Source organism: Ciceribacter sp. RN22, from assembly GCF_024054295.1.
Classification (GTDB): domain Bacteria; phylum Pseudomonadota; class Alphaproteobacteria; order Rhizobiales; family Rhizobiaceae; genus Allorhizobium; species Allorhizobium lividum.
The window spans coordinates 1,294,636-1,312,165 of sequence record NZ_JAMXLD010000002.1; the positions used below are offsets into that span (position 1 = coordinate 1,294,636).

A 17,530-nucleotide genomic window follows, 5' to 3' on the forward strand; every position below is an offset into this window, starting at 1 on the left:
ACCCCTTGTTGAGCCGCAAGTGCACCGGCTTCCGTCTTCCTAGATGTTGATGTCCCGTGAGGGATAGGCGCACCGCCACTTCACGACACGCAGGTTCGGATGCTCCTCAGACCATTTCGCGATGTGCGTCGGCGCGAGAAACAGGCAATTCAGCAAGCTGCCGGAAGCTTCGAAGTGCAGGCTTTGCTCGCGGCATTCGCCGGGGGAAGCCGCAAGGCAGATCGTCATGACGAGGTTGATGATATCCATGTCGCACCTTCCGTATCGACGACAAGTCCCACCCCCTCCGTGGAAGAGGGCCGTCACTATCACGTCAGATTTCTCACGGTGCCCGGATAAGAAACACGAACGAGGTTAAGGCCATCGGGTTCCCCCGTCAATTGCCCGACCACGCCTATACCGGTTGACCAAGAAGACACGGCAAGTCACTTTTCCGGCTGTTACATGCCCCGGCGAGATCAGGTGAACAGTAGCGATAATTTTCCCGGTGTCGAAGCGGCATTCACGCCGGCGTCTTCCATTTTATCGAACACCCGATAGACGCCTGTTGCTCCGCTGGACCGCGGCCGGTCCTTGCGACCTCCAGCATGGCCTCGTAGAGATCGCGGCGCAGGCCTTGATCCACGGCTTCCTTCCGCGACGCATCGAGGCGACCCCTGTACTGTAACTCGCCAGCGGCATTGAACCCGAAGAAGTCCGGCGTGCAGACGGCGCCGTAACCCCGAGCCACCGACTGATCCTCGTCGTAAAGGTAGGGAAAAGGTAGCGTGTGCTCGGCCGCGAAACGCCCCATGTTTTCGAAGGAATCCTCCGGATAGGCGAGCGCGTCATTGGAGTTGATCGCGACGAATCCGATACCGACGCCAGCCAGATCGCGGGCATCCCTGACGATGCGGGAGATCACCGCCCGCACATAGGGGCAGTGGTTGCAGATGAACGCGACGACGAGTCCACGCTGGCCCGCCTGCTCCAGGATGGACAAGGTCCGGCCATCGACCGCGGGAAGCTTTGCATCCACGGCCTTCCAGCCAAAGTCGCACAAGGGAGTGGTCGTCGCAGCCATCCGATATCCTCGCAAGACATCCAGGTACGATCAGGCGGCTTTCTGCCCGAGCGCCGCATCCGCCGCCGCGCGGATCGCCCTAATATTGTCCGTATAGGCCGCCTTGTCACTCCCTTTGAAGATCGCCGAACCTGCCACGAGCACGTCAGCGCCCGCGGCCGCCACCAGCGGCGCGGTTACAGGTGTGACCCCGCCGTCGATCTCGATATGGATCGGCCGATTGCCGATCATAGCCCGCACACGACGGACCTTCTCGACAACGGCGGGAATGAAGGCCTGGCCGCCGAAGCCGGGATTGACCGTCATCAGCAGAACGAGATCGACACGGTCGAGCACGTATTCGATGACGCTTTCCGGCGTCGACGGGTTGAGCGAAACACCGGCCTTCTTCCCGAGTGCTCTGATCGCCTGCAGCGAGCGGTCGAGATGGGGACCCGCCTCGGCATGGACCGTGATGATGTCGCAGCCGGCTTCGGCAAAGGCTTCGAGATAGGGATCGGCTGGCGCGATCATCAGATGGCAGTCGAACACCGCATCGGTGCGGTTGCGGATCGCCTTGATGACCGGCGGACCGAAGGTGATGTTAGGCACGAAATGGCCGTCCATGACGTCCAGGTGGATCCAGTCCGCGCCTGCCTGCACGACGGCCTCGACCTCGTCGCCGAGGCGGGAGAAGTCAGCGGAAAGCACGGAGGGGGCGATGATGGTGGACATAGGCTTTTCTCCTGCCGTCGGATGAGTGCCTGTGGCCGGATTTTCCGGCCAAAGGATTCTATGGGTGTTTTGCGCGGCTGATCCCGCACGTCAGGCCGCAATGCCGAGCGGTCCCCGCCAGCCGGGGAAAAGCGCGTCGGCGTCATGCGGGAAGCTCTCGAAGGCACGGGCGAACTCGTGGTGATCCTTGGCGAACTCAAGCGGATCGGCGCTCTCCTTCCAGCATTGCTCCGCCTGACGGAGCGATTTCGCGCCCGCCGCCGGCCCGTCTATGTGGCCGTAGGAGCCGCCGCCGGCCGTCATGATCAGGTTCGAATGGCCGAGATTGGCGAAGAAGCCCGGCATACGAAGCGCGTTCATGCCGCCGGAGATGATCGGCGTCGTCGGGTTCATGCCGAGCCATTCCTGATGAAAGTACGGCCCGTCGGCGCTGTCGTCGGTAATCATGAAGGCCATGATCCGGTCGGCCGCCTCGCCTTCCATCTTGCCGAAGCCCATGGTTCCGGTGTGGATGCCGGAAGCGCCCTGGAGCCGCGCCATCTTCGAAAGGACGAACGCCGTGTATCCGCGCTTTGACTGCGGCGAGGTCACCGCCCCGTGGCCCGCGCGGTGATAGTGAAGGTACTGCCTGGGGAAGTTGCGCCGCGCCGTCGTGATCGCTGCCGGACCCGCGACATAGCCGTCGACGAGGAAGGCGACGTGGTCGGCGTTTTCCGCGAAGGTCTCAAGGATGAACTCGCCGCGCGCCAGCATTTCGTAATGGTCGTCGGCAGTGATATTGGCCGAGAAGAGCTTTGCCTCGCCGGTCTTGTCCTGCGCGCGCCGCATCGCGTCGGCAACCGCCCGGATCGTTTCCTTGAAGGGCGAGAAGAGCTGGTTGCCCTGCGGCTCGTCATTCTTGATGAAGTCGCCGCCGAGCCAGAAATCATAGCATGCCCGCGCGAACGGTTCCGGACGCAGCCCGAGCTTCGGCTTGACGATCGTGCCGACGATGAACCCGCCGTCGACCACCGGACGGCCAAGAACGCGCCACAGATCCTTGATCGTCGTAGCCGGCCCGTCGAACAGCTTCAGATAGGCCGGCGGCACGTAGAAATCGTGCATCTTGGCATATTCGACGTCGCCCATGCCCTGGTTGTTGCCGATGGTGAGCGTCAGGAACGAGGCCAGCATTGCCCGTCCGTCGATGATGTTGCGGTCGAAGAGCTCGATGGGGTAGGCAATCTTCATCAGCTCATTCTTCTCGTCGACCTCGTAGACGAGGGCGTCGACACCGCGGGTGAAATTATCCGTCGTAGAAACTTCGACATTGGTGCCCGTCGACGACTCGGCCGCGAAATGCGCCGCTGTTTCGACATAGCCATGGCCGGCCTTCGGCTTCATGATATACGCGCAAAGAACGTGCTTTCCTCCGGCGATGAGCATCTCTTCGGTCAGGCTCAGATCGGCATAACGGTTGGACTGGTCCATTGTTCATCTCCTCTTGGTTGGAGGCTATTCGGCCGCGGCCCGGACAGCGATTTGCGGATCGAGCTTTCCGCTAGCGTAGCGCTTGGCCATTTCGTCCATCGGAATGACCTTGATTTTCGAGGCATTTCCGGCCGTACCGAAGGCCTCGAAGCGATCCCGGCAAAGATCGCGCATCGCATCCATCGCCGGTTTCAGGAATTTGCGGGGATCGAACTCCCCGGGCCGTTCCATCGCGACCTTGCGGAACTGACCGGCCATCGCCATGCGGCAATCGGTGTCGATGTTGACCTTGCGCACGCCATGCTTGATGCCGCGGACAATTTCCTCGACAGGAACACCGAAGGTCTGGGGCATTTCGCCGCCGTACCTGTTGATGACGTCCTGCAGTTCCTGCGGAACGGAGGACGAACCGTGCATCACGAGATGTGTGTTCGGCAGCTTTGCGTGAATTTCCTCGATGACACGCATCGCGAGAATGTCGCCGGTCGGCTTTCGGGTGAACTTGTAGGCACCGTGCGAGGTGCCGCAAGCGATCGCCAGCGCATCGACCTTGGTGCGGGTGACGAAATCGACCGCCTGGTCGGGATCGGTCAGCAGCTGGTCGTGGCTGAGCTTGCCCTCGGCGCCATGGCCGTCCTCGGCCTCGGACTCGCCGGTCTCGAGCGAACCGAGCACGCCGAGTTCGCCTTCGACCGAGGCGCCGACCCAATGGGCCATGCGGGCGACACGCTCGGTGATTTCCAAATTGTATTCGTAGGAGGCGGGCGTCTTGGCGTCGGCCAACAGCGAGCCGTCCATCATCACCGAGGTGAAGCCGTATCGGATCGCGGTCATGCAAGTCGCCTCGTCGTTGCCGTGGTCCTGGTGCATGCACACGGGGATGTCGGGGTAGATCTCGACGAGCGCGTCGATCATCTTCGCAAGCATGATGTCGTTGGCGTAGGTGCGGGCACCGCGCGACGCCTGAATGATGACGGGCGCGTCACAGGCCTTCGCCGCCTCCATGATCGCAAGGCCCTGTTCCATGTTGTTGATGTTGAATGCCGGCACGCCGTAGCCGCGTTCGGCGGCGTGATCGAGCAGTTGCCGCAGTGTAATCCTTGCCATGGGTTCGTGATCCTTTCACGCGAGTTTCAACTACCGCTGCATGCGGCGACGATGACCAGCTAGCGCACCAGCCTGCGAGCAGCCTCCACCGCGGCCTCGGCGGTGATGCCGAAATGACGATAGAGCTCCGGCGCCGGCGCACTCGCACCGAAGCCGTTCATTCCGATGAAGACCCCGATTTCGCCGATGTAACGATCCCAGCCGAGGCGACACGCCGCCTCGATGGCCACGCGCGGCGCAGTGCCGAGCACCGAGCGGCGGTACTCCGGCGGCTGCGCTTCGAAAAGTTCCCAGGACGGCATCGACACGACTGCCGCTGCGATACCGTGATCGGCCTGAAGGCGTTCGGCCGCGGCGCAGGCGATTTCCACCTCCGACCCCGTGGCGAGCAGCGTGACGTCCCGCGCCGTCCCCGGCTCTCTCAAGACATAGGCGCCGCGCGCAGCCGGGGCTGTCGAGCTGTGGCCGAGCCGCAGCATCGGCAGGTTCTGGCGCGAAAGCACCAGCACGCTCGGCCGGTCCTGCTGCCTCAATGCGATCTCCCAGCATTCGGCCGTCTCGACAATGTCGCAGGGCCGGAAGACGGTGAGGTTCGGCGTCGCCCGCAGCATCGCGAGATGCTCGATCGGCTGATGGGTCGGCCCGTCCTCGCCGAGGCCGATGGAATCATGGGTCATCACATAGATGACCTGCTGGCCCATCAGCGCCGACAGCCGCATGGCCCCGCGGGCGTAATCGGAAAAGACCAGGAAAGTACCGCCATAGGGAATGAACCCGCCATGCAGCGCCAATCCGTTCATGGCGGCCGCCATGCCGTGCTCGCGGATGCCGTAGTGGATGTAGCGACCGGAAAAGTCCTTCGCGGCGACATCCTCCATACCCTTGGTAACCGTCAGGTTGGAATGCGTGAGATCAGCCGAACCACCGATCGTCAGGTCGGTGAGGTTGTTGACGACCCCGAGCACCATTTCCGAGGCCTTGCGGGTCGCAACCTTGGTCGCCTTCTCGACATGCTCACGGCGGAAAGCGTCGAGCGCCTCGAAAAGCGTGTCCGGCAGTTCCTTCCGCAGCGTTCTCCGGAAGACTTCGGCCTCAGGTGACGCCTCGAGCCGCGCCGACCAACGGCGTCGGGCCTCTCCGCCGCGATCGGCAACCTCGCTCCAGCGATCGAGGATCGCCTCCGGTACCTCGAACGGCGCATGCGGCCACTGAAGCACCTCGCGGGCAGCCGCGATCTCCGCCTCTCCGAGCGGGGCGCCATGGGTCTTCTCCGAACCCTGCAGGTTCGGAGCGCCCTTGCCGATCACCGTTCGGCAGGAGATGAGCGACGGCCGATCGGATTGCCGTGCGCGGGCAATCGCCCGTTCGACCGCCTCGAAGTCGTGTCCGTCGACGTCCTGAACATCGAAACCGGCGGCCGTGAAGCGTGCAAGCTGGTCCATCGACGTGGAGAGGTTCGTCGGACCATCGATCGAGATCGAATTGTTGTCCCAGAGCACGATCAGTCGGGAAAGCCGCAGATGGCCTGCGAGATCGATCGCCTCGTGGCTGATCCCCTCCTGGAGGCACCCGTCGCCGGCAATCACATAGGTGTAGTGGTCGACGAGTTCGTCTCCGAAGCGGGCATTGGCGAGGCGTTCGGCGAGCGCCATTCCGACCGCGGTCGAGATGCCCTGCCCGAGCGGACCTGTCGTCGTCTCGATGCCGCTGGCATGGCCGTATTCCGGGTGGCCGGCTGTCCTGGCTCCGAGTTGCCGGAAACGCTTGAGTTCCTCGGCCGTCATGTCCGGATAGCCGACGAGATAATGCAGCGCATACTGCAGCATGGAACCGTGCCCCGCCGACAGGACGAAGCGATCGCGATCCGGCCAATCGGGATGGGCGGGGTCGATCTTGAGGAATCGCGTGAAGAGGACCGTCGCAACATCCGCCATGCCCATCGGCATTCCCGGATGACCGGAATTTGCCCGCTGCACGCCATCCATGGCCAGCGCACGGACGGCGTTCGCCATGTCGCGATCACTCACCTCCATCGGCTCGGGGCTCGTCTTCAGGGCTCGTTCTTGCATGGGTTCCTCCTCAGGATGCGCGATTGCGACGCTCGATCAGCTGCAGGATCAGCGGCGTCAGAATGAGCTGCATGGCGAGATCGAGCTTGTTGCCGGGAACGACGATCGAATTCGCCCGCGACATGAAGGAATCGTGGATCATCGACAGCAGATAGGGAAAATCGATACCCCGCGGCTTCGCGAAGCGGATGACGAGCATGGATTCGTCCGCCGTCGGGATCCAGCGTGCGACGAACGGATTCGACGTGTCGACGATCGGTACGCGCTGAAAATTGATGTCGGTCTGCGTGAATTGCGGCGTGATGTAGCGGACGTAGTCCGGCATGCGCCTCAGGATCACATCCATCACGGCTTCGGTCGAGTAGCCGCGGGTTGCGCGGTCCCGGTGAATCTTCTGGATCCATTCGAGATTGATGACCGGAACGACCCCGATCTTCAGGTCGCCGAAGCGTGCGAGATTGACCTTCTCGGTCACCGCGCAGCCATGCAGCCCTTCGTAGAAGAGGAGGTCACTCGGGCCGAACTCCCGCCACTCCGTAAACGTGCCCGCCGGGGCATTGTATTGTGCAGCCTCCTCGTCGTCGTGGATGTAGGTTCGGGTCCGGCCAGAGCCGCGGCGGGAATACTCGTCGAAGACCTGTTCAAGAAGCTCGAGCTCGTTCGCCTCGGCATTGAAATGGGTGAAGTTGGGATTGCCGTTCGCCTGCTCTTCGGCGACCTTCACCTTCATGGCCTGGCGGTCGTAGCGGTGGAAGGCATCGCCTTCTATGAAGGCCGCTTCGATGTTTTCGCGCCGGAAGATCTGCTCGAATATCCGCTTCACCGAGGTCGTGCCGGCGCCGGAGGAGCCGGTGATCGATATGATCGGGTGCTTGGTCGACATCCGCATCGCCTCCCGTCAGGCCCTGAACAAGCCGCGATTGTTGAAGAGAGGCGCACGCTCGCCGATGAAGCTCGGGTCCGTATGGTAGCGGGCGATCCGATGTACTTCGCGCGCCGAGCCGAAGACCAGCGGCACGCGCTGGTGCATGCTCTGCGGCGTCAGATCCAGGATCCGATTGACCGTATCCGTTGCCGCACCGCCTGCCTGTTCGATGAGGAAAGCGATCGGGTTGGCCTCGTAGACGAGCCGGATACGACCCTCGCCATAGCCCTTGCGCCTGTCGCCCGGATAGAGAAACACGCCGCCGCGCATCAGGATACGGTAGGTTTCGGCGACGAGCGAAGCGATCCAGCGCATGTTGAACTCCTTTTCTCGCGGACCTTCCGTTCCCTTGAGACAGTCGTCGACATAGAGACGAACCGACTCGTCCCAGTGCCGATAATTGGCGGCATTGATCGCGAATTCCTGGGTTTTGGGCGCGAGCACCACGCTCTCGTAGGCCTGCATGAAGGTCCCGAGTCGGGACGAAAAGACGAAGACGTGCGTACCGTTGCCGACCGTCAGTACGAGCGCGAGCTGCGGACCGTAGATGAAGAAGCCGGCAGCGAGCTGCACGCCTCCCGGTTGGAAGAAGGAGGCGTGTCGCTCGCTGACCGGCTCACCGACCACAGGGAGGATCGAAAAGATCGTGCCGATCGAGACGTTGGTGTCGATGTTCGAGGAGCCGTCGAGCGGGTCGATCGCAACGGCAATCGGTGCGCCCGGATCGAGGACGACGGGGTGTTCCAGTTCCTCCGAGCCATAGAGGCAGACCGGCGCCTGCCGCATCGCCTCGATGAACATGTCGTCGGCGTGAACGTCGAGGTCCTTCTGGGCGTCGCCGTCGCTGTTGGAGCGTCCGCGATGGCCGGCAAACGCGCTGCCGAGTGCGCCCTGGTTAATGGTCTTGCGCATCGCCGTGGCGGTCAGCGCCAGCTGCCGAACCGTTTGGGAAACCGCAATCCTCAGCGGGTCTCCGCCTGCAGTGTAGGAACTCAGAAAGGCGTCTAAAGTCGCCGGAACCATTGTCCTATCCTCCCCGCCCACTCCTCTTGTCGGGCATGGAGGTATCGAAACAGAGATGCAGAACTTAGTAAAATTTATTATATTTACGTCATGAGTAAAAATATTTAAGCTTCAACGCTATGCGCAATCTGACCCTGAAAAACTTGCGAGCGATAGAGGCAGTTTTGAAGCACGGCACCATTGCCGGCGCTGCGAACGCAATCGGACTGACCCCGCCGGCGATCACCATCCAGTTGAAACAGGTGGAGGAGGGGGCCGGTCTGCTCCTTTTCGACCGGACGAACGAGGGCCTGCGCCCGACGGCTGCGGGATATGCCTTCGTTGATGCCGCCCGCGCCGTCGAGGAGCGGCTGCGGCTTCTCGATGACGAGATCGACGCGATCAAAGGTCTGCGGGCTGGTACGCTGACGCTCGGTTGTGTGTCGACCGCCAAATATTTCGCACCGCGCCTGATGGCAACTTTCAAGAAGGAGCATCCGGACATCTCGATAACGCTCTCGATCGGCAACCGGGCCGAGATCATTTCGAGCCTCAAGAATCACGAGATCGATATCGCGCTGATGGGACGACCACCGAAGGACCTGCCGCTGAGTTCATCGATCTTCGGGGACCATCCGCTTGTCATGGTCGCGGCGCCCGATCACCCGCTTGCCGAAAAGCGCGGAATCACCAAGGAGGAGATCGCGCGGGAACACTTCCTGATCCGCGAACGTGGTTCCGGTACCCGCATCTCACTCGAAATCTTCCTGAGCGAGATCCCGGGCAAGCTCGACGAACTCGGCACGGAAATGGCCTCGAACGAAACCATCAAGCAGGCTGTGATGGCGGGATTGGGCGTCGCATTCATTTCCGCCCACACGATCGCGATGGAGCTGGAATACGGCAAGCTGACGATGCTCGATGTGATCGGCATGCCGATTCGCCGCCAGTGGTTTTCGGTGATGCGCACAGATCGCACCCTGTCACCCGCCATGACGGCATTTCAGGACTTTCTGCGCCGTCGCGGCGCACAGTGCCTGCCCTTCTTCAACCGGCTTTATCCGGAAGTCACGGAATAAGATCGACGAGGGGCCGCACCGACGGCCATCCCGGCTCCGCATCTTCACGAGTCGTGATGGAACAAACCGCCGCAGGCAGCACCATTGCCTTCGGGGCCGCCTATGCGGTATCCCTGACGGGAACCGAGGATTCACGGGCGATGGCGAACCGACACAAGATGACACGCGGCCTGCTGCACGTTCTGTGCACACTCGCGCTGTTTTTTGTCGGGTTTGCCCACAAGGTTCCCGAGGTCTTCGCCAACCTGTCGCCACAGGAAGTCGCCGCCTACACATTGCCGGATGGTACGCTTCCCGAACTCTGCCTCCCCTCCACGGGCAGCAGCGACCATGACCATGGGACGACCCTTGGCGCCGGCTGCGAGGCCTGTATCATCAGCGCCTCGATCATCCTGCCCTTGCCGGCCGATGTCACAGACCGGCCGCCGCGACAGGTTGGAGAAGCCGTCCTCCCTGTCCGCTACGAGGCGTTCTATCGCCAAATCTATCCGCCGAACGCGGCCCCGAGAGCACCTCCCGCCGGTTCCGTTGTCTGAACGCCGTGGCGCTTGCGCCCCGGATTTCGTCAACATGGCCGGCGATCCCCAAGACTCCGCATGGGCGGAAGGAGCGGTGACCGGCCAAGACCGGAATCACCATCATGCTCAACATTTCCGTTCCCAAGGACGCGGCCCACGTGGCACCGCCCGAACTTGTCATGCCGTTCTCGCGGCAGGCGCGCTCCACCCAAAGCCGGATCATTTCGCCCGGCACGACGATCTACTTTGAGGGTTTCCGCCGTTCGTCGGCATACCGTCTCGTCGACGGTTGCGTGGCGATATCGCAGGCATTGCGCGACGGTCGCCGGCAGATCGTCGACATCCTGGGTCCCGGCCGTCTCTTCGGCCTCTCCCTCGGCGACAGCCATCCCTGCTCGGCAGAAAGCCTGACCTACAGCCACATCGAACAGCTGGACGAGAACCTGGAACCGGCCGAGGCCCAGCAGGAGATACACCTCATGCTGCGGCGGGCGCAGGCACACGCCACTCTCCTCGGTCGAAAAACGGCCATGGAAAAGGTCTCCTCCGCGGTTCTCGATCTTTCCTGCCAGTTCGCGCGGACGTCGAGATCGCCGAAACGCCGTCGTGTGACCTTCACGCTCTATCTCACCCGCGCCGATCTCGCCGATTGGCTGGGACTGACGGTCGAGACCGTCAGTCGCTGCCTCAACCAGCTCAAACGCGGGGGGGTGATCGATTTCGACCATCCGGAAATCGTCACGATCCTGGATCGGGAAGCGCTGATGGAGATCGCCGACGTCGGCAGCACGTGCCGCTCGATGTGAACATAGCCGGCAGCACCATCCGGCACGCGGGAAACGCCCGTTGGGAACGGGATCAAGCCGGGTGCCGGTGACTACTTTCAAACACAGGGGACTATTCTGATGAAGACATTGCTCAAATGCGCGATCGCCGGGCTGGCGATGATCCTTGCCGGCCCTGCGCTGGCCGAGATCAAGGTGACGGACGTCAAAGGTCGCGAGGTGACGCTCGCCGCACCCGCAAAACGCGTCGTTCTCAATTTCTACTACGAGGACTATCTGGCCGTCGTCGGCCCCGGAGCGATGGACAAGGTCGTCGCACTTTCGCTTTCCACCTGGAAGGACTGGCGCCCGAAACAGTTCGAGAAATATCTCGAAGCCATTCCCGCGATCGCCGACATCCCGGACGTAGGCGATGCCGAAAACGGTACCTTCTCCGCCGAGAAGGTCATCGTCGCCAAGCCCGATCTCGTCATCCTCGGCGCCTGGACCTATGACGCAATGGGCGACACCGTGCGGCAGATCGAGCAGGCCGGTATTCCGGTGGTGACACTGGACTACAACGCCCAGACGCTCGAGAAGCACATCCAGTCGACCCTCATTCTGGGCAAGGTCATGGGTTCGGAGGACAGGGCCGAAAAGCTCGTCGCCAACTACAAGGAAGCGATGGACGACATCGCGGCACGGATCAAGGCCGCCGGTCCGTCGAACAAGAAGGTCTATGTGGAGCTTGCGCAGAAAGGACCCTCGGAAGTCGGCAACAGCTATGGCAACGGCATGTGGGGCACGCTGGTCGACTCGCTCGGCGGTCTCAACATCGCCAAGGGACAGGTCGAGAACTGGGGACCGCTCAGCCCGGAATATGTGCTGACCCAGAAGCCCGACGTCATCTTTCTTGCCGGTTCGGAATGGCTGAACAGGCCGCAGGCCGTCTCGGTCGGTTTCGGCGCCGATCCGGCCGTCGCGCGGGAGAGAATGAAGGCCTATCTCGGTCGTCCCGGCTGGTCGGAACTGCCGGCGGTCGCCTCCGGCAATGTGCATGCCATCTATCACGGCGGCACGCGGACGCTCTCCGACTACGTCTACGCCCAGTACATAGCAAAACAGCTCTATCCGGAGGCATTCAAGGACGTGCACCCGGCGAAGAACCTCGCGGACTATTATGAGACATGGCTGCCCATCAAGGCGGACGGCGTCTTCGTCCTTCCCTACCAGGCGCCGGGTCAATGACCGCGGACGCACCAGCGATCGAGAAGTTGCGCGGCGGTTACCGCCGCGCAACCCTTCTGCGGCTCGCAGCATTGGCGGGAGCATTCGCGAGCCTCCTGGCCTTCATGATCATCGATCTCGCGACCGGACCGTCGGGGATGCCGGTTTCGACCGTGTGGGCCACCTTGCTGGGCGGACCGCACGGTAGCGATGCAATGGCCGCCACCATTCTCTGGCAGCTGCGGATGCCGCAAACGCTGATGGGCGCTCTCGTCGGCGCCAGCCTCGGCACCTGCGGGCTGCAGATGCAGACCATTCTTTCCAATCCGCTTGCGAGCCCCTTCACGCTCGGCTTTTCGGCCGCGGCCGGTTTCGGAGCCGCGCTCGCGATCATGTTCGGCGGGCTCCTGCCGCTTCCGGATCTTCTCGTGGTCCCGGTTTCCGCCTTCCTGATGACGCTTGTCGCCTGCGCGCTCGTCTATTCAATCGCATCGCTTCGCGGCGCGACACCGGAAATCCTGGTGCTGGCCGGCATCGCCGTGCTCTTCTTCTTTCAGTCGATGCAATCTCTCCTGCAATTCCTCGCCTCACCCGAGGTCCTGCAGCAGATCGTCTTCTGGCTCTTCGGCAGCCTGCTCAAGGCGACCTGGCTCAGCGTCGCAGTTCTCTCCGTGGTGCTCGCGCTCGTCTTGCCCTTCGTGCTGCGTGACTCGTGGAAGCTGACGGTCTTGCGGCTCGGCGACGCCAATGCCGCAAGCCTCGGGCTATCCGTGGAGAGCCTCCGCACGAAGACCTTCCTGCTCGTTGCCCTGATGACGGCAGCCGCAGTCTCCTTTGTCGGCACGATCGGCTTCATCGGCCTGATCGCCCCGCATGCAGCAAGAGCGGCCGTCGGCGAGGATCACCGGTTCGCCCTGCCGATGGCCGCATTGGCCGGCGCGACGATGCTGGTCGCAGCCTCGGTCTTCGGCAAACTCATCTCACCCGGTGCGGTCATCCCGGTCGGCATCATTACGGCGGTTGCCGGCGTACCCGTGCTGTTCGCCGTTATCGCCCGGCGCGGTCGTGGAGGCGTCTGATGCGGCAAGGTCTCATACTGGACAAAGTGGCTGTCGAGCGTGGTCGAACAACGATCGTCAGCCATTTCTCGGCCGCTCTCGTTCCCTCCCAGCTCGTCGCCGTCATCGGACCGAACGGTGCGGGCAAGTCCACACTCCTCGGAGCAATCGCCGGCGACATCCCTCACAAGGGCTCCATCCGCTGGAACGGACAGGCCGTCGACCGCGCCGCCGTCGGTTTCATGCCGCAATATTGCGCTGTGCGGGCGGAGTTGTCGGTGCTGCAGGTCCTGCTGCTCGGGCGCCACGAAAAGCTCGGCTGGCACGTAGGTGAGGACGATCTCTCGGCTGCGGCCGAAATCCTCTGCTCCCTCGGCCTCGACCATCTGGCCGAACGCCCCATGACCACGCTCTCCGGCGGGCAACAGCAGATGGTGCTCCTCGCACAGAGACTCATACGCGAGCCGCGCCTGCTCATTCTGGACGAGGCGACCAGCGCACTCGATCTGCGCCACCAGATCGGCGTGCTGGACCTCCTCAAGGACTACGCGAAACGAACCGGCGCCCTCGTCCTGATCGCCATCCACGATCTCAATCTTGCGGCCCGCCATGCCGACAGCCTGATGCTGCTCCACAACGGTGCGCTCGTGTCCCACGGAACCTCGTCCGAGGTTTTGACGCTGCCGGCCATCCGCTCGATCTACCAGATCGAGGCGGAGGTGCTGCGCTGCCGCTCCGGCCTGCCGGTCGTCGTTCCACTCGGCGTCTCCGCCACTGGCTCGATGTCGGATGCCGCGCAGTAACTCGGATCGCTCGACCCCTCAGGCAGATCAAATGTGCAAGGCGTGGCCGAGTGCTTTGAGCGCTGCTTCCTGCAGGGCTTCCCCACGAGTTGGGTGAGCGTGGACTGTCGCGGCAATGTCCTCGACCCTGGCGCCCATCTCGATGGCGAGTGCGAAGGCGCTTGCCAATTCGGATACGCCGGCGCCGACCGCCTGCAGCCCGAGCACGACATTGTTGTCCGCGCGTGCCACAACCCGCACGAAACCATCTTCTGCGAGCATGGTCATCGCGCGGCCGTTGGCGCTGAACGGAAACTGTCCCACCCGCACTTCGAGACCGTTGCGGCGCGCCTCGTCCGGCGACAGACCCGCGCTGAGGATCTCCGGATCGGTAAAGCACACGGCCGGAATACAGCGCTTGTCCCACCCGCGTTTCAGCCCCGAGGCGATCTCGGCAACCATCTCGCCCTGCGCCATGGCACGGTGGGCGAGCATCGGTTCCCCCGTGACGTCGCCGATGGCGAAAACACCGCGCATCGATGTTCGGCACTGGTCGTCGATGCGCAGGAATGCGCCAGAACGATCGAGATCGAGCCCGTCAAGTCCGGCCATATCCGTGTTCGGCCGGCGCCCGACGGTGACGAGTATCTTGTCGGCCTGCAGCTTATGTTCCTTGCCGTCCTCGGTCTCCACGAGCAGGGCCTCGCCCTGACCGGAAAGGCCTTTCGCCTTCGCGCCCGTCAGCACGCGGACCCCCAATTGCTGCAGGCGCTTCTGGACAGGACGGACGAGTTCTCCATCATATTGCGGAAGCACCTGGTCTGTGGCTTCGACGACCGTCACCTCGCTTCCGAGTTTTGCGAAGGCCGTTCCAAGCTCGAGCCCGATATAGCCGCCGCCGACCACCACCAGCCTCTTCGGAAGTGTCGTGAGCGAGAGCGCCTCCGTCGAGGAGATGACTGGTCCGCCGAACGGCAGAAAGGGGAGCTCAACCGGCTTGGAACCGGTCGCGATGACGACCATCTCCGCGCGGATCACCTGCATCCCGGTTTCAGTCTGTACCTCAACGGTCTTGCCGTCCCGGAAGGCAGCGCGCCCCTGGACGATCTTCACCCGTGCCTTGCGCAGGAGACCGGAAACACCGCTGTTCAAACGGCCGACGATGCCGTCCTTCCAGGCGATTGTCGCGGCGAGGTCGAGGCTCGGTGGCGCCTGCAACGAAATGCCGAGCGGACTCCGGCCCTCCGCCATTTGGCGGATCTTCTCGTATTCCTCCGCCGCATGAATCAGCGCCTTGGAGGGAATGCAGCCAACATTGAGACAAGTGCCCCCCGGCTTTCCCGCCTCGACGATCACCGTATCGACGCCGAGTTGACCGGCCCGGATCGCACAGACGTAACCGCCGGGACCAGCGCCGATGACAAGGAGCTTGCAGGAAATTTCCTTCATGATTGTCAGTCCTCGATGAAGATGAGGGCAGGCGTTTCGAGCAGCGTCTTGATCCGCTGCACAAAGGTTGCGGCGTCCCAGCCGTCGATGATCCGGTGGTCGAAGCTCGACGAGAGGTTCATCATCTTGCGCGGCACAAACTGGTTGCCGTCCCAGACGGGCCGCACCACCATCTTGTTGACGCCGATAATCGCGACTTCCGGATGATTGATGATCGGTGTCGTGGCAATGCCGCCGAGCGCTCCGAGGGATGTGATCGTGATCGTCGAGCCGGTCAGCTCTTCACGAAGCGCCGTGCCCGAACGGGCCGCCTCGGCGAGCCGGGTGAGTTCGGCGGCACAATCCCAGATGCTGCGAGCCTCGGCGTGACGAACGACTGGCACCGTCAGCCCCGTCGACGTTTGCGTGGCGACCCCGATATGTACCGCGCCGAACCGGGAGATGATGCCGGCGTTGTCGTCGAAGGTCGCGTTGACCTCCGGCTGGCGGGCGATCGCCTTCACCATGGCGCGCATCAGGAACGGCAGGATCGTAAGCTTCGGATGGTCCGGCTTGCGATCCCTGTTCATCGTCGTGCGCAGTTCCTCGAGGTCGGTCATGTCGACCTCCTCGACGTAGCTGATGTGGGGGATTCGCGAGGCCGAAAGCGTCATCCGTTCGGCGATCCGCCGACGCATGCCGGTAAGCTTCACCTCCTCGACATGGGTGTTGCGGACCGGGCCGTGCGACGCTGCCGGTTGCGGTGCGCCGGAAGCCAGAAAGAGCTCGATATCCTCGTGCGTGATCCGACCGGCCGGGCCTGTGCCGACGACCTGACGCAGGTCTACCCCGCTCTCCCGCGCCCGCAACCGCACGGCAGGAGAGGCGAGTGGCTTCTGCGATTCTGGCAGCGGAGACGGACGCGACGCGGGAGCGGTACCGGAGGTGCTTGGCGCTCCCCTCGCCTCGACCGCCGGCGAAACCGCGGCGGTTGGTGTTGCGCTTGCATTCTCGGCAGCAGGAGAATCGCCCTCATTCTCTCCTGAGGAGGACCCGTCGTCGTAACCGGGCACCTCTATCCTGAGCAGCGGCGCCTTGACCGAAACCGTGTCGCCGATCTCGGCGCCGACCCAGATCACCACGCCGGCGACCGGCGACGGGATCTCGACGGTCGCCTTGTCGGTCATCACAGCCGCAAGCACCATGTCCTCGCGCACCGGATCGCCGGGCTTCACGTGCCATTCGACCAGCTCTGCCTCGGCGACACCTTCGCCGACATCCGGCATCTTGATGGTGAATTCACCCATGGATCAGCCCTCCATCACTTCGATGAGCGCGCGCCCGACTCGGGCCGGACCGGGGAAGTAATCCCATTCCTGCGCATGCGGGTAAGGCGTATCCCAGCCGGCGACACGCACCACCGGCGCTTCGAGATGGTAGAAACAATGCTCCTGAACCAGAGCCGCAACTTCGGCACCGAAACCGGAGGTCAGCGTCGCTTCGTGAACGATCACACAGCGACCTGTCTTGTTCACCGACTGCACGATCGTATCGAGGTCGAGCGGGAGCAGACTGCGCAGATCGATGACTTCGGCATCGACACCCGTCTCCTCCACCGCGGCAAGGGCGACGTGAACCATCGTCCCGTAGGCGAGAACGGTGGCCGCCGAACCCGGTCTGCGCACCTCCGCCTTGCCGATCGGGATGGCGTAATGCCCCTCCGGCACTTCGCCGAGTTCGTGCTTCGACCAGGGCGTCACCGGTCGCTCGTGATGACCGTCGAAAGGACCGTTGTAGAGCCGCTTCGGCTCCAGAAAGATCACCGGGTCCGGATCTTCGATGGCCGCGATCAGCAAACCCTTGGCGTCGAACGGATTGGACGGCACCACCACTTTCAGCCCACAGACATGGGTGAAGAGCGCCTCGGGGCTCTGGCTGTGAGTCTGGCCGCCAAAAATACCGCCACCGGTCGGCATCCGCACCACGATGGGGCAGGTGAAGTCGCCGTTCGAGCGATACCGGATACGGGCGGCCTCCTGCGTGATCTGGTCGTAGGCCGGATACATGTAATCGGCGAACTGGATCTCGATGCAGGGCTTTAGTCCGTATGCCGCCATGCCGATAGCGGTGCCTAGGATGCCGGATTCGCTGATCGGCGTATCGAAGCAGCGGGTCTTGCCGTATTTCGCCTGCAGCCCCTGGGTACAACGGAAGACGCCGCCGAAATAGCCGACATCCTCGCCGAAGACGACGACGTTGTCATCGCGCCCCATCGAGACGTCCATGGCGCTGCGAACGGCTTCGATCATGGTCATTCTGGGCAT

Annotated in this window: 17 protein-coding genes; 6 read left to right on the top strand and 11 right to left on the bottom strand. The window is 63.0% G+C overall.

Annotated elements, in window-relative coordinates; genetic code table 11:
- Window positions 1-39: 39 nt before the first annotated feature.
- The 8 genes from NHF53_RS21070 to NHF53_RS21105 all read right to left on the bottom strand — a co-directional run bounded on the left by NHF53_RS21070 (window position 40) and on the right by NHF53_RS21105 (window position 8,371).
- Entirely contained in the window at window positions 40-249 is a 210-nt protein-coding gene (locus tag NHF53_RS21070; protein ID WP_114364788.1) for a hypothetical protein, read from the bottom strand.
- A 253-nt stretch (window positions 250-502) separates the two neighbouring features.
- Window positions 503-1,063, bottom strand: a complete 561-nt coding sequence (locus NHF53_RS21075; RefSeq protein ID WP_252835892.1) for a thioredoxin family protein — start codon at window positions 1,061-1,063, stop codon at window positions 503-505.
- Between the two features lie 30 nt (window positions 1,064-1,093).
- On the bottom strand, window positions 1,094-1,777 hold the full coding sequence (gene rpe / locus NHF53_RS21080) for a ribulose-phosphate 3-epimerase (RefSeq protein ID WP_114364790.1): 684 nt from the start codon (window positions 1,775-1,777) through the stop codon (window positions 1,094-1,096).
- 90 nt (window positions 1,778-1,867) lie between these two features.
- A complete protein-coding gene (locus tag NHF53_RS21085; protein ID WP_252835893.1) occupies window positions 1,868-3,247 on the bottom strand; it encodes a ribulose-bisphosphate carboxylase in 1,380 nt (459 codons plus the stop codon).
- Between the two features lie 24 nt (window positions 3,248-3,271).
- Window positions 3,272-4,354 (bottom strand): class II fructose-bisphosphate aldolase, encoded by a 1,083-nt coding sequence (gene fba, locus NHF53_RS21090; RefSeq protein WP_252835894.1) that lies wholly within the window; start codon window positions 4,352-4,354, stop codon window positions 3,272-3,274.
- Window positions 4,355-4,413: 59 nt separating this feature from the next.
- Window positions 4,414-6,423, bottom strand: coding sequence for a transketolase (gene tkt / locus NHF53_RS21095; protein ID WP_252835895.1), 2,010 nt, complete (start codon window positions 6,421-6,423; stop codon window positions 4,414-4,416).
- Window positions 6,424-6,433: 10 nt separating this feature from the next.
- Window positions 6,434-7,306: a phosphoribulokinase gene (locus NHF53_RS21100; protein WP_114364794.1), complete on the bottom strand. Its 873-nt coding sequence runs from the start codon at window positions 7,304-7,306 to the stop codon at window positions 6,434-6,436.
- Window positions 7,307-7,321: 15 nt separating this feature from the next.
- Window positions 7,322-8,371 (bottom strand): class 1 fructose-bisphosphatase, encoded by a 1,050-nt coding sequence (locus NHF53_RS21105; protein ID WP_114364795.1) that lies wholly within the window; start codon window positions 8,369-8,371, stop codon window positions 7,322-7,324.
- A gap of 119 nt (window positions 8,372-8,490) precedes the next feature.
- On the opposite strand from NHF53_RS21105, the gene NHF53_RS21110 reads away from it, so the two are divergent.
- The 6 genes from NHF53_RS21110 to NHF53_RS21135 all read left to right on the top strand — a co-directional run bounded on the left by NHF53_RS21110 (window position 8,491) and on the right by NHF53_RS21135 (window position 13,799).
- Entirely contained in the window at window positions 8,491-9,429 is a 939-nt protein-coding gene (locus NHF53_RS21110; protein WP_114364796.1) for a LysR family transcriptional regulator, read from the top strand.
- Window positions 9,430-9,485: 56 nt separating this feature from the next.
- Complete coding sequence (locus NHF53_RS21115; protein ID WP_252835896.1) at window positions 9,486-9,965, top strand: hypothetical protein; 480 nt, start codon at window positions 9,486-9,488, stop codon at window positions 9,963-9,965.
- A 104-nt stretch (window positions 9,966-10,069) separates the two neighbouring features.
- Entirely contained in the window at window positions 10,070-10,753 is a 684-nt protein-coding gene (locus NHF53_RS21120) for a helix-turn-helix domain-containing protein (RefSeq protein ID WP_252835897.1), read from the top strand.
- A gap of 99 nt (window positions 10,754-10,852) precedes the next feature.
- Window positions 10,853-11,959: an ABC transporter substrate-binding protein gene (locus tag NHF53_RS21125; RefSeq protein ID WP_252835898.1), complete on the top strand. Its 1,107-nt coding sequence runs from the start codon at window positions 10,853-10,855 to the stop codon at window positions 11,957-11,959.
- Entirely contained in the window at window positions 11,956-13,017 is a 1,062-nt protein-coding gene (locus NHF53_RS21130) for an iron ABC transporter permease (RefSeq protein ID WP_252835899.1), read from the top strand. Before NHF53_RS21125 ends, NHF53_RS21130 begins: the two co-directional genes overlap by 4 nt.
- Entirely contained in the window at window positions 13,017-13,799 is a 783-nt protein-coding gene (locus NHF53_RS21135; RefSeq protein WP_252835900.1) for an ABC transporter ATP-binding protein, read from the top strand. The genes NHF53_RS21130 and NHF53_RS21135 overlap by 1 nt, the downstream gene beginning before the upstream one ends.
- 27 nt (window positions 13,800-13,826) lie before the next feature.
- Here NHF53_RS21135 and lpdA read toward each other — a convergent pair whose 3' ends face one another.
- Genes lpdA through NHF53_RS21150 form a run of 3 tightly spaced genes read right to left on the bottom strand, consistent with a single transcriptional unit; the run spans window position 13,827 to window position 17,530 of the window.
- Complete coding sequence (gene lpdA, locus NHF53_RS21140; protein ID WP_252835901.1) at window positions 13,827-15,227, bottom strand: dihydrolipoyl dehydrogenase; 1,401 nt, start codon at window positions 15,225-15,227, stop codon at window positions 13,827-13,829.
- Window positions 15,228-15,232: 5 nt separating this feature from the next.
- On the bottom strand, window positions 15,233-16,513 hold the full coding sequence (locus tag NHF53_RS21145; protein WP_252835902.1) for a dihydrolipoamide acetyltransferase family protein: 1,281 nt from the start codon (window positions 16,511-16,513) through the stop codon (window positions 15,233-15,235).
- Between the two features lie 3 nt (window positions 16,514-16,516).
- Window positions 16,517-17,530, bottom strand: coding sequence for an alpha-ketoacid dehydrogenase subunit beta (locus NHF53_RS21150; protein ID WP_114364802.1), 1,014 nt, complete (start codon window positions 17,528-17,530; stop codon window positions 16,517-16,519).